Annotated in this window: 17 protein-coding genes and 3 pseudogenes; 8 read left to right on the top strand and 12 right to left on the bottom strand. The window is 69.0% G+C overall.

The annotated features are described in order from the left end of the window. The first annotated feature begins 109 nt into the window (after positions 1–109). Positions 110–1,423: a protein kinase domain-containing protein gene (locus tag ACWDYJ_RS06110; protein ID WP_451564269.1), complete on the top strand. Its 1,314-nt coding sequence runs from the start codon at positions 110–112 to the stop codon at positions 1,421–1,423. Positions 1,424–1,556: 133 nt separating this feature from the next. Continuing rightward, positions 1,557–1,778: a hypothetical protein gene (locus ACWDYJ_RS06105; RefSeq protein WP_451564268.1), complete on the top strand. Its 222-nt coding sequence runs from the start codon at positions 1,557–1,559 to the stop codon at positions 1,776–1,778. 438 nt (positions 1,779–2,216) lie between these two features. Here the strand turns inward: ACWDYJ_RS06105 and ACWDYJ_RS06100 are convergent, their stop codons facing one another. The 7 genes and pseudogenes from ACWDYJ_RS06100 to ACWDYJ_RS06070 form a co-directional block, all read right to left on the bottom strand. Beyond that, positions 2,217–2,606 carry a DUF317 domain-containing protein gene (locus tag ACWDYJ_RS06100; protein WP_451564267.1) on the bottom strand — a complete coding sequence of 130 codons (390 nt, stop codon included), beginning with the start codon at positions 2,604–2,606 and terminating at the stop codon, positions 2,217–2,219. A gap of 27 nt (positions 2,607–2,633) precedes the next feature. Continuing rightward, positions 2,634–2,696 (bottom strand): annotated as a pseudogene (locus ACWDYJ_RS06095) (hypothetical protein); the annotation flags it as partial. 79 nt (positions 2,697–2,775) lie between these two features. Then, on the bottom strand, positions 2,776–2,973 hold the full coding sequence (locus ACWDYJ_RS06090) for a hypothetical protein (protein WP_451564266.1): 198 nt from the start codon (positions 2,971–2,973) through the stop codon (positions 2,776–2,778). 349 nt (positions 2,974–3,322) lie between these two features. Continuing rightward, positions 3,323–3,536 (bottom strand): annotated as a pseudogene (locus ACWDYJ_RS06085) (DUF317 domain-containing protein); the annotation flags it as partial. Positions 3,537–3,545: 9 nt separating this feature from the next. Next, positions 3,546–4,436: a helix-turn-helix domain-containing protein gene (locus ACWDYJ_RS06080; protein WP_451564265.1), complete on the bottom strand. Its 891-nt coding sequence runs from the start codon at positions 4,434–4,436 to the stop codon at positions 3,546–3,548. A 9-nt stretch (positions 4,437–4,445) separates the two neighbouring features. Continuing rightward, entirely contained in the window at positions 4,446–5,279 is an 834-nt protein-coding gene (locus tag ACWDYJ_RS06075) for an alpha/beta fold hydrolase (RefSeq protein ID WP_451564264.1), read from the bottom strand. 288 nt (positions 5,280–5,567) lie between these two features. Beyond that, positions 5,568–5,840: pseudogene (locus ACWDYJ_RS06070) on the bottom strand (non-reducing end alpha-L-arabinofuranosidase family hydrolase); the annotation flags it as partial. A 20-nt stretch (positions 5,841–5,860) separates the two neighbouring features. Between ACWDYJ_RS06070 and ACWDYJ_RS06065 the strand changes: the two are divergent. From ACWDYJ_RS06065 to ACWDYJ_RS06040, 6 genes are all read left to right on the top strand, one after another. Further along, entirely contained in the window at positions 5,861–6,556 is a 696-nt protein-coding gene (locus ACWDYJ_RS06065) for a non-reducing end alpha-L-arabinofuranosidase family hydrolase (protein WP_451564263.1), read from the top strand. Between the two features lie 107 nt (positions 6,557–6,663). After that, on the top strand, positions 6,664–7,647 hold the full coding sequence (locus ACWDYJ_RS06060) for a GDSL-type esterase/lipase family protein (RefSeq protein WP_451564262.1): 984 nt from the start codon (positions 6,664–6,666) through the stop codon (positions 7,645–7,647). 321 nt (positions 7,648–7,968) lie between these two features. After that, positions 7,969–9,954, top strand: a complete 1,986-nt coding sequence (locus ACWDYJ_RS06055; RefSeq protein WP_451564261.1) for a beta-galactosidase — start codon at positions 7,969–7,971, stop codon at positions 9,952–9,954. A gap of 1,095 nt (positions 9,955–11,049) precedes the next feature. Next, on the top strand, positions 11,050–12,564 hold the full coding sequence (locus ACWDYJ_RS06050) for a glycoside hydrolase family 43 protein (RefSeq protein WP_451564260.1): 1,515 nt from the start codon (positions 11,050–11,052) through the stop codon (positions 12,562–12,564). Between the two features lie 44 nt (positions 12,565–12,608). Beyond that, positions 12,609–14,363 carry a cellulase family glycosylhydrolase gene (locus ACWDYJ_RS06045; RefSeq protein ID WP_451564259.1) on the top strand — a complete coding sequence of 585 codons (1,755 nt, stop codon included), beginning with the start codon at positions 12,609–12,611 and terminating at the stop codon, positions 14,361–14,363. A 227-nt stretch (positions 14,364–14,590) separates the two neighbouring features. Continuing rightward, positions 14,591–15,607 (top strand): LacI family DNA-binding transcriptional regulator, encoded by a 1,017-nt coding sequence (locus tag ACWDYJ_RS06040; protein ID WP_451564258.1) that lies wholly within the window; start codon positions 14,591–14,593, stop codon positions 15,605–15,607. Between the two features lie 70 nt (positions 15,608–15,677). Here the strand turns inward: ACWDYJ_RS06040 and ACWDYJ_RS06035 are convergent, their stop codons facing one another. The 5 genes from ACWDYJ_RS06035 to ACWDYJ_RS06015 all read right to left on the bottom strand — a co-directional run bounded on the left by ACWDYJ_RS06035 (position 15,678) and on the right by ACWDYJ_RS06015 (position 22,365). Beyond that, positions 15,678–16,394, bottom strand: a complete 717-nt coding sequence (locus tag ACWDYJ_RS06035; RefSeq protein WP_451564257.1) for a glycoside hydrolase family 12 protein — start codon at positions 16,392–16,394, stop codon at positions 15,678–15,680. 244 nt (positions 16,395–16,638) lie between these two features. After that, positions 16,639–18,606 (bottom strand): beta-galactosidase, encoded by a 1,968-nt coding sequence (locus ACWDYJ_RS06030; RefSeq protein WP_451564256.1) that lies wholly within the window; start codon positions 18,604–18,606, stop codon positions 16,639–16,641. A gap of 122 nt (positions 18,607–18,728) precedes the next feature. Continuing rightward, positions 18,729–19,655: a carbohydrate ABC transporter permease gene (locus ACWDYJ_RS06025; RefSeq protein ID WP_451564255.1), complete on the bottom strand. Its 927-nt coding sequence runs from the start codon at positions 19,653–19,655 to the stop codon at positions 18,729–18,731. Then, positions 19,652–20,704 (bottom strand): ABC transporter permease, encoded by a 1,053-nt coding sequence (locus tag ACWDYJ_RS06020; protein ID WP_451564254.1) that lies wholly within the window; start codon positions 20,702–20,704, stop codon positions 19,652–19,654. Before ACWDYJ_RS06020 ends, ACWDYJ_RS06025 begins: the two co-directional genes overlap by 4 nt. Further along, a complete protein-coding gene (locus tag ACWDYJ_RS06015; RefSeq protein WP_451564253.1) occupies positions 20,704–22,365 on the bottom strand; it encodes a Tat pathway signal sequence domain protein in 1,662 nt (553 codons plus the stop codon). The genes ACWDYJ_RS06020 and ACWDYJ_RS06015 overlap by 1 nt, the downstream gene beginning before the upstream one ends. Positions 22,366–22,514: the final 149 nt, after the last annotated feature.

The raw sequence follows: 22,514 nt of genomic DNA, 5'->3' as shown, positions 1-22,514 counted from the left end.
TATTCCTGTCGCCTGGGTATCTACGACCGGAAAGAAGTCCGCAAAGTCGCTTGCCCAAGCGGACACCAGCGGGTGGCATGCTGCGTGGGCCAATGTAGACGGGGGACGAGTGCAGCAGCTACTGATGGATGACCCAGTGGAGCTCGGCGGCTACCAGCTCCTGGGCCGGCTTGGTCAAGGTGGAATGGGTGTGGTTTACATCGGTCGCGGGCCGCAGGGCGACGTGGTCGCTCTCAAAGTGGTGCGCCCCCAGTACGCGAGCGACAGCGAGTTCCGCCGCCGGTTCATGCGCGAAGTTCGCGTCGCGCAAGGAATGACGGGACCGGGACTGGTCAAGATCGTTGCTGCAGACACGGATGCGGCCCAGCCATGGCTGGCTACCGAATACATCGCGGGCCCCACGCTTGCTGACGCGGTCATCCGGCACGGCCCATTGGGAACGCCCGCTTGGGCAGGTATAGCTCACCGGCTGGGAACCGCTCTGCACACCGTTCACGAGGCTGGCACGGTTCACCGAGATCTGAAACCTGCCAACGTCCTGCTGTCGCACACGGGTCCACGCCTGATCGACTTTGGCATCGCCCGCACACACAACGACAGTGCCCTGACCAACGTGGGCCAAGCCGTCGGCACGATCGGATACATGGCACCCGAGTACCTCACCACCGCGACAGCGGACGAGCGCGCTGATCTCTTCGCCTTCGGAGCAGTCCTTGCCTATGCGGCGACTGGGCGGCACCCCTTCGGACAGGGACGCTGGGAGCAGGTGCAATACCGGTCCGTTCACGAGCCGCCAGATCTCGCAGGCCTTTCCCCCCACATCGCCGACTTGCTGGCAGCACTTCTCGACAAGAATCCGTATCGGCGCCCACCCCTGAGCGCTGCTCTCCGGGAAATCCCTGCCCCTGACCCGGCGCATGCCTGGCTTCCCGCCGCAATCCTCGCTGACATCGCCGCAGCCGCGGAGCACGTCCTACGCCTAAAGACGCCCCAGAACACCCGGCTCGTCGATCCTCACGCCGAGTCCGCGCACAGGCCAACGTTTCTCGAGATCGTCCCCGCACCCCCGCGCTCGCCGTTATGGGGACGGTTGAAAGACGCCTTTAACGGAGTGCCCGTCGATGAGGGCCCCGCCATCCAGGAACTGCGCCTTAGCCACGCGGCAGCCGCGTCAGGCGGACCCATAGCTCTCCTGGCGAACGTACATGAGACGTGTTCCGCCTGCAGCGGACGGGGAATGACCACTAAGAGGCTTTGCCGATCATGCTCAGGCTCCGGTCACGTCCCGGGTACACCCCAGTCAGTCACCATCACCTTCGCACCGGACATCAGCTCGGGCACGTTCCTCGTACTGCCAGGAATGGGATACCCAGACAATGAGGGAAACCGTAGCGACCTGTATCTCGCAGTCCACATCCACTGAAGGACGGCACGAAGGACGAGTACGGCGTCCCGCACGTCGCCCAAAGACCGCCGCTCGTAGAGTGCTTGTGATCTTGCCTCCCTGACCGGAGGTGCGGTCCTCCAGCCCATGACCAGAGACAGGAGATCCCCACGTGGAGCACGAACTTCGAGCGGAATACGCCGACGGCAACGCGCCCCGAGATCCCGATGCCAAGGTCAAGAACTGGCACGTAGTACGCCAGGAAGACACGACGGCCATGTGTGGCCGCGAGTTGAGTCCAGCCGCGACGACGCGATCCACCGACGATTGGGGCACGGGCAAGGTGCCGATCTGTCACAGCTGCGGAGCCCTGTTCCTGCGCGAATCACCGTGACCGATGGGCATGACCACGTACGGGATACCTGACCGCCTCCCGGCCTGGCCGCACTAGCGGCACAAGTGAGCCCCGGCAACGGGGCTCACTACCTTTGGACGCGGTGGCGTCGGTCAGAGCTGCTTGCGGCCGGCGATGTAGCAACCTGTCGTCAGGGCCAGTAGGGCCGCGCGCAGTTCTGGCAGGTGTGATGGGCTGTGTGTTCGCCGATCGGGGCGAGGACGGGTGAGTGCGTGGCGCACGCCGTCAGAGGCCCGTCGTTCCGGAGCATCACGCCGTAGTGGGCGACGCCGTTGGTGCGGCCGATGGAAAGTCGGATCAGGGCGTGGGACAAAGGGCCTCCTGAGCGGCGAGGGGTGCGGGCATGCCAAATCGGCCCGCTGTCTGGCATGGAGTGTGCCGGACGGCAGCCCGAATCGGGATGGGGCGGCGGGTTGGTCAGCTGGGAAGTCTGACGGTGAGGCGTTCCATGGCGAGTTCGGGCAGAAGGCGGCGCCGGACCGGGGCCGGCGAGGCGATCGAAGCGGCGAAGCTCGCGACCAGGTCGTGCGGGACGCTGGCGCTGAAGGTCGCGCACCACAGGTAGGGGGCGCTGAGAACCGGCTCGGCCCATGCCTGCCAGCCCACCAAGTCCGGGCGCGGGTCACCGTCCTGGATGTCGGCGGGCAGCGGCCCCCAGGTGAAGCCCGCTGACAGGCCGGGATCCCAGGCGGTGGTGTCCGGGTGGTCGAAGTCGCGGGGCCAGCCCATGCCGGACAGCGCTGTCAGGACGGCCTCGGGGCCGGCGTAGTTGACGGCGGGATCGGTGCGGGCCTCGACGGCGAGCACGAAGTCTGCGACGGCCTCGTGCGGGGTGCCGGGGGTGAAGTAGGCCTTCCACTCCGCCAGGCCACTGTTGCGCCGCGTGCGGGCGGAGATCTGCCAGCCACGGGCAGGCCTCCGAGGAGGAAGGCGTTGTCAGTGCGAATCCACTCGGCGCCGCACAGCCCGTTCGGGCTCAGCAGGAGCAGGTGCTACGGGCGGTCGTCCAGCTCGTCCAGCCGGACTCGGCGAGCGTGTCGGAGATCCGGTCGGCGAGGACGCCGTCGTCACCGGCGAGGTGGCGGGGGGTGACCCAGTAGAACGTGCTGTGGTCGGGGGCGGACGGGTAGCGGGAGGAGCGGGAGTTCAGGGGCGCCTCCAGGGCGATGCGCAACGGGTCACTGGTTGCCGGTGGCGCTTCGACGCCTGCGGGACGGGGCTTCGACCGAATCGTGCCAGGTCAGGTCCACGGCCACAGGCTGGGGTAGGGGGCCGAGCTGCTCGCCTCGTTCCGCGAGGAAGACAACGGGCCGGCCCTGTGTGTCTACGGTGCCGACGACGCCTCCCACCGTGTGCTCCATCGGGAAGAACGGTTGATGGCCAGTCGCAGGGGAGCGTTGCGGTCGAAGGCGGATAGACGGTCGATGATCTCGCCGACCGTGAGCTCCGGGTCCAAGGTGTTCTCCTTCATCGTCATCAGGTCGGGCAGGGCGTTGGTGCCGAGCAGCAGCGTCCGGGGCCGGTCAGAGCAAGCGCACGGGCTCGGAGGTGGCCATGACCTCGGCCACGGCTGCGGCTGCGGCTGCGGCTGCGGCTGCGGCTGCGGCTGCGGCGACGACCTGGGCGGGTCTCGGTATCGAAGCTGATGCGATATCCGGGGACGGTGGCCGAGCCCGTGACGGCGAGCACCCACCCTTCGCCATCGGTACCGGGGCGGCGTGCGGGGAACCAGCCGAGGACCTCAGCTCACTTCGCCGGAACCTGACGGATCGGAGACGTCGACGGTGTCAGGTCCGCGAACGAAGTCGGCCACGCGACGTCATCGATGGCGAGCCACGGCGCAGCGGCTACGGCGGTGGGTGTCATCCCGGTGAACGCTTTGACCTCGCGGTGGAGGTGGGCCTGGTCGACGTAGCCGCTTGCGGCCGCCACGTGGGCGGCGGCGTTACCCGCCGCGAGGAGATGGGCGGCGTGGTCGAAGCGCACCAGCCGGGCGGCGTGCTTGGGGGTGAGGCCGATCTGGGACCGGAAGCGGGACCACAGGCGCTTACGGCTCCATCCCACCTCGTTCGCCAGGCTGTCGACGCGCACCCGTCCCCGGCTGGTGAGCATCAGCCACCAGGCAGCGGCCACCTCTGGATCAAGCGACGGGCGGGCGCTCATCCGTCGGCCAAGGGCATCCGCTGCGATCGTGAACCGCTCGTCCCACGACGCGGCGGCCCGCAGCCTTTCCTCGGCTCGCCCGGCGTCGCGGCCCCAGACATCCTCCAGGGAGACCACCGTCCCGCTGAGGTCGGTCGATGCGCCGAGCACCGCAACCGCCAGGACCGGCGACAACCGGATCTGGAGGCACTCGATCCCCCCGGCCGCCCGGCCTCCGAGCCGAAGGTCGCCCGGTACCAGTCCAACGACCGTGCTGCCGCATTCGCGCCGGCCGTGGGCGTCGTAGACAAGGCTGTCTCCGTCGCTCAGGTCCACGAACAGAGTGACCGAGGGGTGCGCGACCATGGCGATATCCACGGGTGCCGGAGCACGTTGGCGGAACCCAGCCATGCTGACCCCCGGCAGCCGGCCCGGCTGCCGGGGCACGGCGACCTCCACCGACGCCCAGTCAGGTGGTGATTCGGTGGACTTCACAGCACCAGGCTAGGCGATGGGTGTCAGCGGCCCGTTCGCTGCGAAGCGCAGCAGCAACTCGCCGGTCGCCTCCGGCGCTTCGAGCATGGGGAAGTGCCCGACGTCGGGCAGCCGCTCGACTCGCGCGTTCGGCACCGTGTCGTAGTCGTGCGCCGAAGACGGCTCCCAGCGGGGGTCGGCGGCGCCGAAGATCACCAGAACCGGGACGTCGAGTGCGGTCAGGCGCGCGGGTACGCTCCTCTCGGCGATGTACGCGCCGTTTTGGCGCAGCACCGTCCTGAACGTGCGGTAGCCGATGCCCCGTACGTCGGCGACCAGTTCGTCCGGGACGTCCACCGGGCGGTTGCACACCGCGGTCACCCCCCGGCGGATCATCCCGTCGGAACGGACTCTCCATAGAAGTGGGCCGAGCGGCGGGTCGATCAGGACCCGAAGGAGGACGGGCTGCGGAAGGAGCGCGTCGGGACTCGGGCCACTGCTGATCAGTGCGAGCGAACCCACCAGGTCCGGGCGCTGTTCGGCGAGGGCGGTGGCGATGTATCCGCCGCTGGAGTGCCCGGCCACGGTGACCGGACGAAGGCCGAGCTCATCGAGCGCCGCGGCGAGGCTGGCTGCCTGCTCAGGCACGTCGTACGACGGCGCGGGCGGGGACTGACCGTGGCCCGGGAGGTCGATCCGGATGACGTGATTCCGGCTGGCCAGTGCCGGCACCACCGGGCCCCAGGAGCTGCCCGAGGCCCCCGATCCGTGGATGAGCACTAGCGGCGGCGCCTCCCGCGGGCCGTCGTGGACCACGTGCATCCCGTGCATCCCGTGCACATGCTTACTGTCGTAGATACCCATACACGGGAGGATGCCTGGGCTGCCGGCCCTCGGTCTTGTACAAATGTCGTCACGGGGGCGACGATCACGACCGCTTCATATCGGCTGCACTTATGAAGCGGTCGTGAGATTCCGCAGGTCAGCGACCCTCGTTGGGCGTCGTCTCGGTTCGTCGTTCTGAGGCTCCCAAGTTCGTAAGCTCGGCGACGTGACTCCTGAGATCGATCCTCACGATCCCCGCTGGACGCTGGTCCCCGCGACCCTCACTATCACCGTGCCCTACCCCACCGACCTGGAGGAGCTCGGTCGTTAGCGCTGCAGTGTCAGCAGACCCGGCCGGTAGGGCCATTGGCCGTAGTCGCCGCCGGAGTTGGGGTTGCGCCCCTGGTAGAGGAATTGCAGATTGCAGGGATCGACGGTGAAGGTCTGATCGGCACTGGTGCGGATCAGTTCGCCATGGCTGATGTCGTTGGTCCAGGTGGCGCCACTGTTGGCTTTGCCGGCGAAGGGGTTGCTCTCGGTCGCGGCCTGGGGCGTCCATGAGCCGTCCAGACTGGTGGCCGTGAACGAGCGGAAGTACCGGCTACCGGGCCGCGCCCCAGGTGTTCTACTTCGCGCCGCAGAACCTCTGGTACATGGTCTACCAGACCGGTCCGCCCACCTACTCCACCAGCACCAACCCGGCCGACCCGCACTCGTGGTCCGCACCCCGCCTCCTCATGTCCGAGGAGCCGCAGATCGTCAAGGACAACAAGGGCAAGGGCACCTGGATCGACTTCTGGGTCATCTGTGACACCACCAACTGCCACCTGTTCTTCAGTGACGACAACGGGCACATCTACCGCGCCCAGACCAGCCTGGCGAACTTCCCGAACGGCTTGGGGAACACCCAGATGGTGCTGTCGGACACGAAGAACAACCTGTTCGAGGCGACCAACGTGTACAAGGTCGCCGGCAGCAATCAGTACCTGCTGCTCCAGGAGGCCATCAGCAACTCCTCGGGCCGGCGCTACTTCCGCTCCTTCACCTCGACCAGCCTCACCGGCAGCTGGACCCCCCTGGCCGCCACGGAGAACGAACCCTTCGCCAGCCGCAACAACGTTGCCTTCCCGGGCGGCGTCTGGACCGAGGACATCAGTCACGGCGAGATGGTCCGCGATGGCAACGACCAGACCCTGACCATCAATCCGCGCCGGCTGCAGTACGTCTACCAGGGCATAGACCCCAAAGCCGAGACCGACTACATCCACCTGCCCTGGCGGATGGGCCTGCTCACCCAGACCAACTCCTCTTGCTGACCGCCCGAACCACCATCGCGCACCCACGCACCCCACAGGCCGGACCGCTGACGGAACGGCGTTCGGTCCAGTTGATTGAGCAATCACTCGCAGCAGAGGGCGCCCGCATGAGACAGCCTCGGTTTCTACCACTCATCACTCTTGTCGCTGCCACGCTCGGGGTGGCAGCCGTTGGTGTGCCCCCTGCCTCCGCCGCCTCGACCACGCCCTTGCGGGTCATGCCGTTGGGCGACTCGATCACCTGGGGTGTGGGGAGCAGTACGGGCAACGGCTACCGGGGTCCGTTGTGGGACAAGCTTGCGGGGGACGGCCATCCGCTGGACTTCGTCGGCACGTTGCGGGGCGGTTCGATGTCCGACCTCGACAACGAAGGCCACTCCGGATACCGCATCGACCAGATCGCCGCACTCGCCGACGCCTCGCTGACCCGCTACCGGCCCAACGTCGTGACGCTGAAGATCGGCACCAACGACCTCAACGGGAGCTACCAGCCCGCCACCGCCACCGCCCGGCTGAAGTCGCTGGTCAACCAGATCACCGCCGCAGCCCCCGACGCGACCGTCCTCGTGGCCTCCCTGGTCGTGTCCACCAGCGGCTCGGAGGAGCAGTACAGGGCCGCGTACAACCAGGCCATCCCCCGAATCGTGAGCGAGGCACAGGCCGCGGGCAAGCACGTCGCGTACGTGGACATGAGCAGCCTGACCACGAGCGACCTGGCCGACACCCTGCATCCCAACGACACGGGCTACCAGAAGACGGCAGACGCCTTCCACCGCGGCATCCAGGCCGCGGACGGCGCCGGGTGGCTGAGGAACCCGGCCCCCGCCGCCGCACACGTGGAGTCCGGCGTCACCGGCAAGTGCCTCGACGCCGCCGGCGGGGGCACCGCCAACGGCACCAAGGTGCAGATCTGGGCCTGCCACGGCGGCGTCAACCAGGTCTGGCAGCCCTACAACGGCGGCTACCGCAACCCCGCCTCCGGTCGCTGCCTCGACGATCCGGGCTTCTCCACGGCCGACGGCACGCAGCTCCACCTGTGGGACTGCCACGGCGGCTCCAACCAGAAGTGGACCGCTCTGACCGCCGGATGACCCCGCTCCCGGGACCTGAGCCCCTTCCGGGATCCGGTCCTGGAAAAACGTCAATCGGCGCGTGGCCGTACGGCTCGCGTCGAAGCATGTGCGTCGAAACGCTTCGACGCCACCACCAGTCCTGACATGCCGTCAATGGGCCAGTGGAAGTCACTCTCGCGGCAGAGGCCCTTGTTTCATACGAAACTTGTCCGTTACTTTTTGTCGCCTGAGGTGAAGCGCTTCGACGTCGCCGCAGGAAGACCGTCGCCGAGTGCTGCTTCCATCGGTTCTGACGCTCCGTCGGAGCACGACTCGACTCTCCGTACCCGAGGAACCGTCATGACGACTCGCAGCATCACCGACCGCCTGGGTGGCCTGGCCTTCGGCGGGGACTACAACCCCGAGCAGTGGGACGAGCCGGTCTGGAAGGAGGACGACGAGCTCATGAGCCGGGCCAGGGTCAACCTGGCCACGGTGGGCGTCTTCTCGTGGGCCCTGCTCGAACCGGAGGAGGGGCGCTACGACTTCACCTGGCTCGACGCCCACATCGACCGCCTGCACGCGAACGGCGTGGCCGTCGACCTGGCCACCCCGACCGCTTCCCCGCCGCCCTGGTTCACCCTGGCCCACTCCGATGCGCTGGCGGTCCGGGCCGACGGCACCCGCCTCGTCCACGGCAGCCGCGACACGTACTGCCTCGCCTCCCCCGCCTACCGCAGCGCGGCCCGCCGGATCGCCTCCGCGCTCGCCGAGCGGTACGGCGAGCACCCCGCCCTCGCTCTGTGGCACGTGCACAACGAGTACGGCACGCTCTGCTGGTGCGACCACGCGGCCGCCGCGTTCCGGGTGTGGCTGCGTGCCCGCCACGGCTCACTGGACGTCCTCAACGAGGCCTGGGGAACGGCCTTTTGGAGCCAGCGCTACACGTCCTGGGAGCAGGTGCTGCCGCCGCGCGCGACGCAGTACCACAAGAACCCCGGCCAGACAGTGGACTTCCACCGCTTCTGGGGCGACGAGATCATCGCCGCGTACTGCGAACAGCGCGACGCGATCCGCGCGCACAGCGACCGCCCGGTGACGACGAACCTGATGCTGCCCTACTACCTGAGGCTCAACCTGTGGGCCTTCGCACGCGAACTCGACGTCGTCACCTCCGACCAGTATCCGTCCGAGCCGGGCCTGGACTCCTCCGCCCACGTCGCCTTCTACGCCGACCGCTCCCGCTCCCTGGCCGGCGGCCGCCCGTGGCTGCTGATGGAACAGGGCACCAACACCCTCTACGACGGCGACCAGGTGCTCGGCAAGGAGCCCGGCGAGATCCTGCGCCACAGCCTCGGCCACATCGCGCGCGGTTCGGAGGGGGCGCTCTTCTTCCAGTGGCGCCAGTCCCGGGCCGGTGCCGAGACCTGGCACTCGGCGATGCTGCCGCACGCGGGTCCCGACAGCCGTATCTTCCGTGAGGTCACCCGGACCGGCGAGGCGGTCGCCCGGCTCGGCGAGCTGGCGGGATCCACGGTCACCGCGCCGGTCGCCGTACTCGACGACCCGGACGCCATGTGGGCGCTGGAGGTGGACGGCCTGCCCTCCGCCCGGCTGGACTACCACGCGCCGCTCGCCGAGGCGCACCGGGCGCTGTGGGACGCGGGGGTCACGGCCGACTTCGCCCACCCGGAGCACGAGTTGAGCAGCTACCGGCTGGTCATCGCCCCGTCCTTGTTCCTGCTGTCCGACAAGGGCGCCGAGAACCTGCGCCGTTACGTCGAGGGCGGCGGTACGCTCCTCGTCCAGCACGCGAGCGGATTCGTGGACGACCGCATGCACGCCCGGCTGGGCGGCTATCCCGCGGGCCCGCTGCGCGAGGTGCTGGGCATCCGCGTCGAGGAGCACCGGCCGCTGCGGACGGATGAACGCATCACCCTGTCGGACGGGTCGCACGGCACGGTCTGGAGCGAGTCCCTTCGCACCGAGGGCGCGGAGACGCTCGCCACCTACACCCACGGCATGCTCACGGGCAGCCCCGCCCTCACCCGGCACCGCTCCGGCATCGGACAGGGCTGGTACCTCTCCACCCGCCTGGACGACGCCGACTACGCCGCCCTGGTCGGCCGCCTGCTGAAGGAGGCCGGTGTCGAACCGGACGTGCCGGGCCTGCCGGCCGGTGTCGAAGCCGTCACCCGGCACGCACCCGACGGCCGCCGCTGGCAGGTCCTACTCAACCACACCCCCGAGGCCGTGCCCTTGCCGGAACCCGCCCACGACCTGCTCACCGATGCCCTCGCGCACGAACTGCCGCCCGGCGGTTGCGCGGTTCTGCGCGGGCACTGATCTCGAAAGGGCCGCCATGGCCAAGGAACAAGGGCCCTTCCACTGGGGGCACGAGGCCCTTCACCTCGCGATCGCCCTCGATGACGACTGCAGCCCGCGCCTCACGCACCTCGGACTGCCCGGCGAAGCGGCGGAGCATCCCCGGTGCATCCTTGCCCCTGGTGGAGGTGACGGCCGCGGGTCACGGCCGTGGCTGGTCGGGCGACCGCCTGATCGGGACCGACCTCGGCGGGCGTCTGCGCCACCGGAGCCACCGCGCGACCCACGACGGGGACTGGCACACACTGACCGTCCACCTCCACGATCCGGAAACCGGGCTGGTCGCGGAGGTGACCTACCGATCACCGGACGGCATCCCCGTGCTCCGCGGCGAGGTGACCCTGCGCAACGAAGGGCGGGCCGCGCCGCACCTGGAGTCGGTCAGCTCGCTCGCGGTGGGCTGCCTGACATCCCAGGATCCGGCGGCCATCGACGCCGCGGACCTGCTGTGGGCGGAGCACGACTGGCTCGCCGAATGCCGCCGGCAGCGACAGCCGATGCGCCTGACCACACCTGCCCACGGCGGACGGGTGGCCAACGGGCACGGCAGAGCCGGCTTCGCCCTCAATGGACAGGGCACCTGGTCCAGTTGCGGACGCCTCCCCATGGGCGGCCTGACGGACCGGCGTACCGGCCGCACCTGGGTGCGGCAGATCGAGCACAACGGCGGGGGCTGGCGCTGGGAGTGCGAAGAGCGGGACAAGGCGGCCTACGCGGCGCTGTGGCCTTCCCGCCTGGGACGACCCCTGGATCGCCCTGGCCCTGCACACTCCCGCCATCACCTACCTCACCGCCTGGCGCCGCCCCCGGAACCGACGCCACGGCGACGCTTCACCTGCCCCGGCTACGGGGCACCGCTGCCCGTGTCGACCTGCTCTACCCCTCGGTCGGTCGGGCCGTTTCCGCCTGGATGCCGACATGGCCGAGCTGAGCCTGACCCTGCCCACCGCGCCGTCCGCGGTCCTGCTCCGCATCACCCCCACGGACCCCGGCGCTCCCTGACACAGGCCCTGAACCACCCCACCCCGCATCACGAATCGACGAGAGGACCATCGGGTGCCCCCGCTGCGCCAGCCGGACGGACGCTCCGCCAACCCCGTGATCCCCGGCTTCCACCCCGACCCCAGCGTCTGCCGTGTCGGCGACGACTACTACCTGGCCTGCTCCAGCTTCGAGTACTTCCCCGGCGTACCCCTCTTCCACAGCCGCGACCTGGTGCACTGGACGCAGATCGGCAACGCCCTGGACCGCCCTGACCAACTGCGTCTGCCCGCCTCCATGCCGTCCTCCGGCGGGATCTACGCCCCCACCCTGCGCCACCACGACGGCCGCTTCTGGTTGATCGTCACCAACTGCAGCGAGGGCGGCGGCAACCTGATCGTCACGGCCACCGACCCCGCCGGACCGTGGTCGGACCCCGTCTGGGCGCCGGGTGTCCCCGGCATCGATCCCGACCTGGTCTGGGACGAGGACGGCACCTGCTGGTGCACGGTCGCCGGGGGCTCGCAGCTCCGTATCGACCCGTCCACCGGGCAGACGTACGGAACACCGCACAGAGTCTGGTCCGGCGGGCCCGGCGCCAAGGCCCCGGAGGCGCCGCACCTGTACCGGATCGGCGACTACTGGTACCTGCTCATCGCCGAGGGCGGCACCGAACGCGGCCACGCCGTGTCGATCGCCCGCGGCCGTACGCCTGCCGGCCCGTTCGAGCCGTGCCCGGCCAACCCGATCCTCACCCACCGCGGCACCGACCACCCCGTCCAGAACACCGGGCACGCCGATCTGGTCCAAGGCCCCGACGGCTCCTGGTGGATGGTCCTGCTCGGCGTCCGGCCGGGCGGCGGCACGCCGGGCTGGCACGTGCTCGGCCGGGAGACCTTCCTGGCCCCCGTGACCTGGGTGGACGACTGGCCGGTCGTCGGCGAGGTCGCCCTGGACCTGCCCGAGCTCCCGTGGCCGCTCTCCCCCAGCCCTGTAGAGGAGCAGCGGGACGACTTCGAGCTCGCCGAACTGCGACCGTCCTGGATCTCCCCGCGCGATCGGCCCGCCGAACACTGCACCACCGAGGAGCGCCCCAGCTGGCTGACCCTCCGCGCGCGGGGCAGCTCCCTCGACGAACCCGACGTGGTGTTCACCGGCCGACGCCAGCAGCACCTCGCGTGCCGGGCACGGACCCTGGCCGACCCGACGACAGGGCGCGGCGGCCTTGCCGTCCGGCTCGACGAGCAGCACCACTACGCGATCGAGGTGTCCGGCACGGAGGTACGGGTCATCGCGCGCGTCGGCTCCCTGCGCACGGTCGTGGCCGCACGGTCCGTGCCCGCCGGGCCGGTGGTCCTCGCCGTCACGATCGCGCAGCCGCCGTCGCCGCACGGACCGCGCACCGGACCCGACGTCGTCTCCTTCGGCGTCGAGCAGCCCGACGGCACGTACACCGAGTTCGCGACCCTGGACGGCCGCTACCTGTCGACCGAGGTCGCCGGCGGCTTCACCGGCCGCGTCATCGGCATGTACGCCGCGGAAGGCTCCGTCCACTTCGACTGGTTCGACTACGAGCCCCTCGACGGCTGAACCAGGCCCCCTCCACCCGTACGACCGACGGAAAGGCATGACACATGAAGGACATACGACACGCCGCGCAGCACCGCAGCCGGGGCCCAGGCCGCCTCGCCGCCCTGCTGCTGACGCTGGTCGTCATGCTGGGGCTGACCGGCGGCACCGCGCTGGCCGCGCCCGATGGCCACCGGAAGCCGTCGTGGCCGGTGGTCTGGGTTCCGGACAACCCCGTGGACGCCGTCGCGCGGATGCAGCCCAGCTGGAACCTGGGCAACACCCTGGACGCCATTCCGGACGAGGGGTCCTGGGGCAACGGGCAGACCACCAAGGCGACGTTCGACACCATCGCCGCGCAGGGGTTCCGCAGCGTCCGTATCCCGGTGACCTGGAGCGGCCACCAGTCCGCCACCGCGCCGTACACCATCGACGCCCCGTACATGGCCCGTGTCAAGCAGCTCGTCGACTGGGCGCTGGCCAGCGGCCTGTACGTCGTGCTCAACGTCCACCACGACTCGTGGCTGTGGGCCTCGAAGATGTCCACCGACCACGACAACGTGGTCGCCCGCTTCAACTCCACCTGGAACCAGATCTCCGCGGCGTTCCGGGACCGGCCGCGCTCCCTGCTCTTCGAGGGCATCAACGAGCCGCAGTTCGACAACGCCACGGCAGCGCAGAGGACCCAGTTCCTGCACGAGCTTCAGGTCTCCTTCCACTCCATCGTCCGTTCCTCGGGCGGCGTGAACACGAACCGCCTGCTCGTCCTGACCACGCAGGCCGGCAGCGGCGACCAGCCCCTCATGGACGACCTGTACGCCACGATCAGCGCGCTGAACGACCGTCAGCTGGTCGCGACCGTGCACTTCTACAGCTGGTACCCGTTCAGCGTGAACGTCGCGGGCGGCACCCTGTACGACGACGTCGCGCAGAAGCACCTGGAGGACTCCTTCGCCGGCATGCACCGCACCTTCGTCGCCAAGGGCATCCCGCTCTATCTCGGCGAGTACGGTCTGCTCGACTGGCCCAATCACTTCAGCCCCTCCCGCGTCGAGCGGGGCGAGGCGCTGAAGTACTTCGAGCACGTGGGCCACGGGGCGCGCAAGTACGGCATCACCACCGCCCTGTGGGACCCCTTCGCCTACCTGAACCGCGACACCCTCCAGTGGCGTGACCCGGCCCTGTTCGCCTGGATCAAGTCGAGCTGGACCACCCGCTCGGGTACGGCCTCCTTCGACAAGGTCTTCGTGCCGAAGTCCAGCCCGGTCACCGCCAAGTCCCTCACCCTGAACCTCAACGGCACCAGCTTCCGAGGGGTGTGGCAGGGCAGCACCAAGCTGGCCGCGGGACAGGACTACACCGTCTCCGGCAACCAGCTGACCTTCACCGCCAAGGCCCTGACCCGCCTGGTCGGCAACCGCGCCTACGGCGTCAACTCGACGCTCCAGGCCCGGTTCACCCGTGGGCTGCCCTGGAACATCGACATCGTCACCAACGACGTTCCGGCGCTGTCGGACGCCACCGGCACCACCGACTCGTTCACCGTCCCCACCCAGTACCGGGGTAACGACCTGGCGACCATGCACGCCACGTACGCCGACGGCACCAACGCCGGCCAGACGGACTGGACTCCGTTCCAGGAGTTCAACAGGGCGTTCTCACCGGACTACCCGAACGGCACGATCATCCTGACGCCCCAGTTCCTCAACGCGCTCCGCGACGGTGAACCGGCGACGCTGATCTTCCACTTCTACAGCGGCACCACCGTCACCTACCACGTCACCAAGGCCGGAAACTCGGTCACCGGCACGGTCTCCTGACCTGCCGCGCCCTCGCTCTGGCCGCCCGCTCCCCCGGGCGGCCAGGGCAAGTCGGCAGGACGGCTCACCCGCCGTCATGGGGTGGGCCCTGGTGTCAGCCGTCCAGAGAGTGTCGAAGCGCTTCGACGCATTGATGGACACGCGGCCAGCCTGACGCTAGGATCAGGGTCTACTACACATAAATGATACGCGCGCACGTCGAAGCGCTTCACAACTGGGAGAGCTGGATGGTAACCCTCGCCGAGGTCGCCCAGCACGCCGGAGTGTCGGCGAGCACGGTGAGCTATGTCCTCAGCGGCAAGCGGTCCATCTCCATGACCACCCGGCTGCGGGTCGAGCAGAGCATCCGCGACCTGGGATACCACCCGAACGCGGGCGCGCGCGCCCTGGCCAGCAGCAGGTCGAACATCATCGCGCTGATGGTTCCGCTGCGCACCGACATGTACGTGCCGGTGATGATGGAGATCGCCATCGCGGTCGCCACGACGGCCCGGACGCACGGGTACGACGTGCTGCTACTGACCGGCGAGGAGGGCCCCGACGCCGTCCGCCGCGTCACCGGCAGCGGACTCGCCGACGCGATGATCCTGATGGATGTCGAACTCGACGATGAGCGCCTGCCGTTGCTGCGCGGCACCGACCAGCCGTCCGTGCTGATCGGACTGCCCGCCGACACCTCGGGGCTGACCTGCGTCGACCTCGACTTCAAGGCGACCGGCGCGTTGTGCGTCGAGCATCTGGCGATGCTCGGCCACCGCGACATCGCCGTCATCGGCGAGGCCCCCGCGGTCTACGAACGGCACACCGGCTTCGCCGAGCGCACCCTCGACGGACTCCGCTCCAAGGCACGGGAGTTGGACATCAGGGTGCTGCACCGGCCGTGCGGGGGCGGCTACGACGCGATGGCCGTCACCCTCGCCCGCATCCTCGACGAGCGCCCGGACACCTCCGGGTTCGTCGTGCAGAACGAGCAGGCGGTCGAGCCGCTGCTCGCCCTGCTGCGCCGCCAGGGCCGCGCCGTGCCCGAGGACGTGTCGGTGGTCGCGATCTGCCCGGACCAGGTGGCCGTACAGGCCTCGGTGCGGCTGACGTCGGTCTCCATCCCCGCGCAGGAGATGGGCCGGCACGCGGTGGAGCGTCTGGTCGCCAAGCTCGACGGCTGCGGCACCGACGAAGTCGTGCTCCTCGCACCCGAGTTGACGGTTCGGGAGAGTACAGGGCCGGCGCCCTCAACCACCTCCTGACCCCGACAGCAGCGGGGCCGAGGTCGACCGCGCCCCAAGGACGCGGACCGACCTCGGCCCTGATGTCGGCTCAGCCGCCGGTGATGGTCAGGTTGTTGGTGGTGAAGTCGAGGCCGCCGGACGACGAGGTGATCTCATAGCCGAACTGGACGTCGCCGATCGTCTCGTTGCCGGGCATCCAGCCCTTGGTGTACGCGATCCAGTTGAGGATCGGCTTGATGTCCACGGTGCCGGAGTTGGAGTCGGACGTCCGCAGGAACGAGAACACCTGGTTCGACCCGTTGGTGCCCTTGTAGACGTTCCAGTTGTGGCCGCCGAGCGTGACGTTGGCCTGCCAGGTGCCGATCGGGCCGACCGCTCCGTTGGAGTTGACCCAGAGCGTGATCTCGTACTGGTGGTCGGTGTCCCAGATGTCGTACGACGTGTTGTACGCGCCGGACGACGGGACGCTGACGTTGTAGTTGCTGGTGAGCCAGCCGAGGGAGTCGATCGTCTTGTTGATCGTTTTCGTTGAGTTGGGGTAGGACTTGATGCCGCCGGTGTTGGGGTGGTTGGCCCAGACACCCCAGCCGGTCCCCGAGTTGGCCCAGACGCACTGGCTTCCTGTGCCGGAGCCCCAGACGTTGTTGTAGAGCTTGTAGCCGTCCAGGCCGGCGCTGCCCCATCGGTCGCAGGAGTTCCAGACTGCTGCCGAAGCGGGGGCGGCGGCCAGGCCGACGATGGCACCGAGAGCCGTCGCCGGGGCCAGTACCGCCGTGGTGATCTTGCGTATCGTGCTTTTGGCCATGGTGTCCCTTCCATGGGTGGGGGGAAAAGTGGGGGCACAACCGCGCCTCCTGATTGAGGACGTGGTCCTCTCCGGCGAGGGGATCGATCGGCTGAGCGTCGCCGGAAGAAGTCCTGACTTCGTACGCCCGTGAGCCGGCCCGCCGGGAGGGACGGCGGCAGCACGGGCAGGAGGGCGGCGTGGTCCTCCCGGCGGGCGGCCGGGTGCGGCTCCCAGGTGCCGTGGACGGGCCCGTTGATCGCGGTCACTGCCGGAGCACCGCCACGCCGTAGCGGCCGAGGGTCACCCGGTCGGTGACGGCCGTTCCCGTCAGGAGGTCGTGGTGGATGCCGGGCACCTCGACGGTCACCGGCTCGCGGCCGTGGTTGAGCACGAACAGCGCCTCGCCCCGCTGAACGGCCTCGACCTGCTCGGGAAGGCCGTCGAGCACCGGCCGGACGCCCGCGCCGTCGGCGATCCGGGCCAGCAGGTCGCGCAGCGCCTCCGGCTCCGGGAGCGTGGAGACGTACCAGGCCCGGCCCTTGCGCAGGACGGCGGGCAGGCCGTCGAGTTCACCGCCTTTGTACGGCACGGTCTCCTCGGCGGTGCCGTCGGCCTCCAGCTCCTCGGACCACAGGGACGCCCTGAAGCCCTCGCAGGTAACGGTCTCCCCCGCGTCCAGCGGCCACCACTCGTGCAGGGTGCGGATGCCGAACAGCTCGCGCAGCCGGAGATCCATGCCGCCGGCGCGGACCCGGTCGTCCTGGTCGGCGACGCCGGTCTGGAAGCCGCAGACGAGGGTGCCGCCCCGGCGGACATGGGCGAGGAGATTGTCGATCGCCGCGTCGGTGAGCGCGTACAGCTGCGGCACGATGACCACGGAGTACGGCGTCAGGTCGTGCTCGGGATGGGCGAAGTCGGTGGTGAAGTGCGCCTGCCAGAGGGCTCGGTGCCAGGCGCGCAGGATGTCCGGGTAGTCCACCTGGTTGGACGGGCGGCCGTCCTGGGCGCCGGCCCACCAGGCGTGCCAGTCGTGCAGGACCGCGATGTCCGTGGTGATGTTGCGGCCGGTCACCTCGGCGGCGATCCGCTCCAGCTCCGCGCCGAGCCGCTTGACCTCCTGGTAGGTCCGGCCCTCCTCCCCGGCATGGCTGACCATGCCGGAGTGGAACTTCTCCGCGCCCTGCCGGGACTGCCGCCACTGGAAGTAGCAGACGGCGTCGGCGCCCCGGGCCACGGCCTGCAGGGACCAGAGCCGGCCCAGACCCCGGGGCTTGGGATGGTTCACGCCCCGCCAGTTGACGGGTCCGGCGGCCTGCTCCATGAGCATCCACGGCCCGCGCGCCTGGGAGCGGGTCATGTCCTGGACGAGGGCGCCGCTCTGGGCGCCCAGCGGGTCGCGCGGATCCGGGTAGATGTCGACGGAGACGACGTCCTCCTCCTCGGCCCAGCGCCAGGCGTCCTGGCCGATCCACAGCGGCATGAAGTTGCTGGTGACCGGCAGGTGCGGGGTGTAGCGGCGAACGATGTCCCGCTCGGCGACGTAGCACTCCAGGAGCATGTCGGAGGTGAAGCGCCGGAAGTCCAGCACCTGGGTGGGGTTGCGCGTGTAGTGGGGCAGGCGGGGCGGCAGGATGCCTTCCCAGGTGTCGTAGCCCTGGCTCCAGAAGGCGGTGCCCCAGGCCTCGTTGAGGTCGTCGAGGGTGCCGTACTTCTCGCGCAGCCAGCGGCGGAGGGCGGCCGCGGCCTCGTCGCCGTAGTCGAAGGTGCAGTACTCGTTGTTGACGTGCCACATCGTCAGGGCCGGGTGGCCGCCGTAGCGGGCGGCGAGGTCCTCGGTGATGGCGGCGGCGTAGCGCCGGTAGGTGGCGCTGGAGTGCGAGAAGTGCTGCCGGCCGCCCCACCACTCGGTGCGGCCGTCCTCGGTGACGGGCAGCGTGTCCGGGTGCAGCCGGCCCATCCAGGGCGGGGGCGAGGAGGTCGGGGTGGCGAGGACGACCCCGATGCCGTTCTCGTGCATCAGGTCCATCAGCGTGTCCAGCCGGCCGTACTCCCGGGCGCCCGGCTCCGGTTCCAGCGTCGACCAGGAGAAGACTCCGAGGGTGACCGAGTTGACCCCGGCCGCCTTCATCAGCCGTACGTCCTCGTGCCAGGTCTCCTCGGGCCACTGCTCCGGGTTGTAGTCGCCGCCGAAGAGCAGACGGCCTCGTGTCGTATCGCTCAGGCCGGGCATCAGACGGGCTCCCCGGAGAGAACGGAGCGTCTGCTGAGGTGAGACGTGCTCATGACATACCTCGGTCCTTGCGAAGGGGAAGTCGAGCTGCGCACTGCGGCGGGACTCGGACCAAAGGGGCTTCAGCCCTTGACGGCTCCGGTGAGCATGCCCTTCTTGAAGTGCCGCTGGACGAAGGGGGAGGCAACCGCGACGGGGATCAGCGCGAGGACCATGACGGCCATCTGCAGCCCCAGCGAGGAGAGTTGTCCGGTGCGGACCGCCTGCTGGAGGCCGGTCGGCGCCTCGGTGTTCTTCTGGACCAGTTGGATGAGCACGTTCTGCAGTGGCATCATCTCCTGGTCGGTGAGGTAGATGGAGGCGTTGAACCAGGCACTCCAGTAGCCGACCGCGTAGAACAGCGAGATGACGGCCAGCACCGCGCGCGACAGCGGCATGATGATGGTCAGCAGGATGCGCAGGTCACTGGCCCCGTCGATGCGTGCCGACTCGGTGAGTTCGGGTGAGATCCCCATGAAGAAGGCTCGCAGGACGAGGATGTTGAAGATACTGACCGCGCTCGGCAGGACCAGCGACAGGTAGGAGTCGGTGAGGCCCAGCGACTGCACCAGAAGGTACGTCGGAATGAGCCCGGCCCCGAAGAACATGGTCGCCATCATGGTCATCAGGAAGAACCGATGGCCCAGACTCCCTGGCCGCGACAGGCCGTAGGCGGCCAGCACCGACACCGTCATCGAGAACAGCGTGCCGAAGAGCGTGACACCGACCGAGACCGTGATCGCCCGGCTGACCTGGCCTCCGCTGAGCAGTTCGGTGTAATTGACGAAGGTGATGCCCTGGGGGATCACGACGAGGCCGCCGACCCGGTCGATCACGGATTTGGGAGAGAGGCTGGTGATGATCACGATCCACAGCGGACCGAGCACCCCCAGGCAGCAGAGCAGGAGGAAGCCGCTCTTGGCGGTGAGTCCTGCCTTGTTCGGCGGTTCCTCCCACGCGGGGCGGGCGGGAGCCTTGAGGCTGCGGATGAGCTGCGTGTTGAGGCTCATTTCTTGTACACCCCCTGCTCGCCCAGCAGGTGCGCGAACTTGTTCGCGCCCAGGACAAGACAGATTCCGATGAGTCCCTTGGCCAGACCGACCGCGGCCGCGTAGCTGAAGTCGCCGTTCTGGATGCCCATGTTCCACACGTACGTGTCGAGGACCTCGCTGACCCCCGCGCCGACCGCGTCCCGCTGGAGCAGGAACTGCTCGAATCCGACGCTCAGCGCGTCGCCCACCCGCAGGACCAGCAGCAGCGCGATCACCGGGCGCAGCGCGGGCAGCGTCACATGCCACATGCGTCGCCAGCGCCCCGCGCCGTCCATGGCGGCGGCCTCGTACAGGTCGGTGCTGACGGCGGACAGGGCCGCGAGGAAGACGATGATCCCCCAGCCTGCGTCCTTCCACACGGCCTGCGCGGTGACCAGATACTTGAAGAGGTCCGCGTCGGTCATCAGATCGAAGCCGCTCCACCCGTGCTGCTCCAGGGTCTGCGCGAGGATGCCCGCGCCGCCGAGGATCTGCTGGAAGACGGTGACCACGAGGACCCAGGAGAAGAAGTGCGGCAGATACATGATCGCCTGCGCCACGGCCCGCACCCGGGGCCGGATCACGCTGTTGATGAGCAGCGCGAGAGCGATGGGGATCGGGAAGAAGAGCACCAGTTGGAGCACGAACAGCACGAGGGTGTTCTTCGTGGCGCTCCAGAACAGCGGGTCGTCGAGCATCCGCGCGAACTGCTCCACGCCGGCCCAGGGACTGTGGAAGATCGCCGTGATGCCGTTGCTGGAGTGGTACGGGTCGTAGTCCTGGAAGGCGACGATGTTGCCGAGCAGCGGGCCGTAGTTGAAGAGCAACAGCAGCACGATGACGGGCACCGTCATCAGGATGAGCGTGCGGTCGCGGCGCAGCCGGATCCGCCAGGGAACCTTGCCGGCCGTGCTCGTCCCGCGCGGCGCCCGTGCCTTCGCCGCGGCGGTGGCGACCGCGACCGTCGGCTCCTCGACGGCCGCGGCGGCACGGGTCCCGTCGGGCCGGCTCCCGGCCGTGATGGACATCAGTTGCCGCTGCCGTTCTTGTCGAGGAGTTCCTTGTACCAGTCGCGCAGCTCGTCGCCGCCGGAGGACCTCCAGGTGGAGATGGCGGCCTGCACGTCGGAAAGCTTCTTGTTACCCCGCACGTAGTCGATCTGCAGTTGCTCATGCTGGCTGGCGATGTTGGCGTAGCGGGTCGGCTCGACGATGGTCATGCCGTACGTGGACGTCTTCTTCATGAAGGTCCCCATCCGCTGCTGCCACTCGACCTGCTTGCGGGCGACATCGGGGAAGTCGGGGTGGGCGAAGTAGGGAGCCGGGGCCGCAAGCATCGACCAGGCGTTGATCACCTCGGAGTTGCCCTGGTCGTTCTTGACGGGGGCGCCGTCCTTGACCGTGTAGTGCGTGCCCTCGACGCCGTAGTCGACGAGCATCCGCTCCTTGGTGCCGTAGGGCGCTGCCGAGAAGTTGGCGGCGGCCAGCGCGTTCTCCACGGTCTCCTTCGAGGCGCCCTTGCGGATCAGCGACCAGAGGGTGGCGGGCGAGGACGCCCACAGCGTCGGGTTGCCGCCGTCGGCTCCGAAGATGTCCATGGCGTCGATCTGGAAGCCCGGGTTGGCCTGGGCCTGTTCGGCTGCCTTCTGGTACCAGGCGGACATGTCTCCGTTGAAGACCAGGATCTGTCCGGCGGTGAAGCGCTGGCCCGCGTCGCCGGAGCGCGCGCTGTCGTCGGGATGGACCACGCCGGCGTCGAACAGCTTGCGGGTCCACTCCAGGGCTTCGAGGTATTCGGGCCGCTCGATGGCGTACCTCAGCTTGCCGTCGTCATCGATGTTCCATTTGGGACAGGCGCCGAAGATGCTCCCCGAGACCCAGCTCATGTCACCGCAGGCCCACACCTTGGCCTTGGCACTGGTGGCGTCCTTGGCCCAGCTGAGGAACTCGTCGGCCGACTTGGGTACGGACCAGCCGTTCTTGTCGAAGAGGTCCTTGCGGTAGTAGGGCACGATGAAGCTCGCGGGGGCGGCGGACATCGGAATACCGCGCAGCGCGCCGCCGAAGATGCCCATGCGCCAGGCGTCGGACGGAATCGCGGCCAGGTTCGGGTACTTCTTGACCTTGTCGCCCGCCAGGTAGGGGCCGAGGTCCATGAACTTCGCGGTGACCGCGTTCGCGATCTTGCCGACCAGATGCCAGTTGGCCACGACCACCATGTCGGGTACGGAGTTGGAGGCGAGGACGGCGCCGAGCTTCTCGCCGTAGGTGATGCCGTCCTGGTTCTGCCAGGTGACCTTGGTGCCCGCCGCCGCGTCGACCGCCTCGTAGTACGCGCACCCGGCCTTCGGCGGGGTGCCCCAAAGCGGGGACATGACCTTGAGGGGAGCGCCGGTGCCGAGCTTGTCCGGGACCGAGGTGGCGAGGGCCGCGAGGTCGACCTTGGCGATGTAGCCGTCCGACGAACCGTTCTTCGACGGAAGGTCCGGCTTGGCGACCGTGCTGGCGACGTATGTCGGGAGCAGCTTGTCGGCGCCCTTGCCCGCCGTGGTCCCCTCTGGCGACCCGCTGCCCGAACCGCCGCAGGCGGTGAGCAGCGGCATCCCCCCGGCCACCGCTGCGGTGGCGATCGCCGTGGAGGCGAGAAAGCTTCTCCGGCTCGGTCCGGAGGAGGCGGCATTCGGCGTCATTGCGTCAACCCTTCATGGCGCACCTGGACACCCGGCGGTGGGCCGTCGGCTGCGGTGTCGTGACTGGAACTGACGGAGCTGAAGCGGTCATCCAAAACGACTGCGACGCGATTGGCAGTCGAAGCGCTTCGATGTTGCAGCGAGGTTAA

The organism is Streptomyces sp. NPDC003042 (genome assembly GCF_053591315.1).
Note: the sequence above shows the minus strand (reverse complement) of the source record. Positions and strands in the feature narration are given on the sequence as shown.

Coding starts and splice junctions, on each gene's coding strand:
- ACWDYJ_RS06060 (WP_451564262.1), top strand. CDS start 6,664: ATGAGACAGCCTCGGTTTCTACCACTCATCACTCTTGTCGCTGCCACG.
- ACWDYJ_RS06025 (WP_451564255.1), bottom strand. CDS start 19,655: ATGAGCCTCAACACGCAGCTCATCCGCAGCCTCAAGGCTCCCGCCCGC.
- ACWDYJ_RS06035 (WP_451564257.1), bottom strand. CDS start 16,394: ATGGCCAAAAGCACGATACGCAAGATCACCACGGCGGTACTGGCCCCG.
- ACWDYJ_RS06075 (WP_451564264.1), bottom strand. CDS start 5,279: ATGGGTATCTACGACAGTAAGCATGTGCACGGGATGCACGGGATGCAC.
- ACWDYJ_RS06030 (WP_451564256.1), bottom strand. CDS start 18,606: ATGCCCGGCCTGAGCGATACGACACGAGGCCGTCTGCTCTTCGGCGGC.
- ACWDYJ_RS06040 (WP_451564258.1), top strand. CDS start 14,591: ATGGTAACCCTCGCCGAGGTCGCCCAGCACGCCGGAGTGTCGGCGAGC.
- ACWDYJ_RS06055 (WP_451564261.1), top strand. CDS start 7,969: ATGACGACTCGCAGCATCACCGACCGCCTGGGTGGCCTGGCCTTCGGC.
- ACWDYJ_RS06045 (WP_451564259.1), top strand. CDS start 12,609: ATGAAGGACATACGACACGCCGCGCAGCACCGCAGCCGGGGCCCAGGC.
- ACWDYJ_RS06015 (WP_451564253.1), bottom strand. CDS start 22,365: ATGACGCCGAATGCCGCCTCCTCCGGACCGAGCCGGAGAAGCTTTCTC.
- ACWDYJ_RS06020 (WP_451564254.1), bottom strand. CDS start 20,704: ATGTCCATCACGGCCGGGAGCCGGCCCGACGGGACCCGTGCCGCCGCG.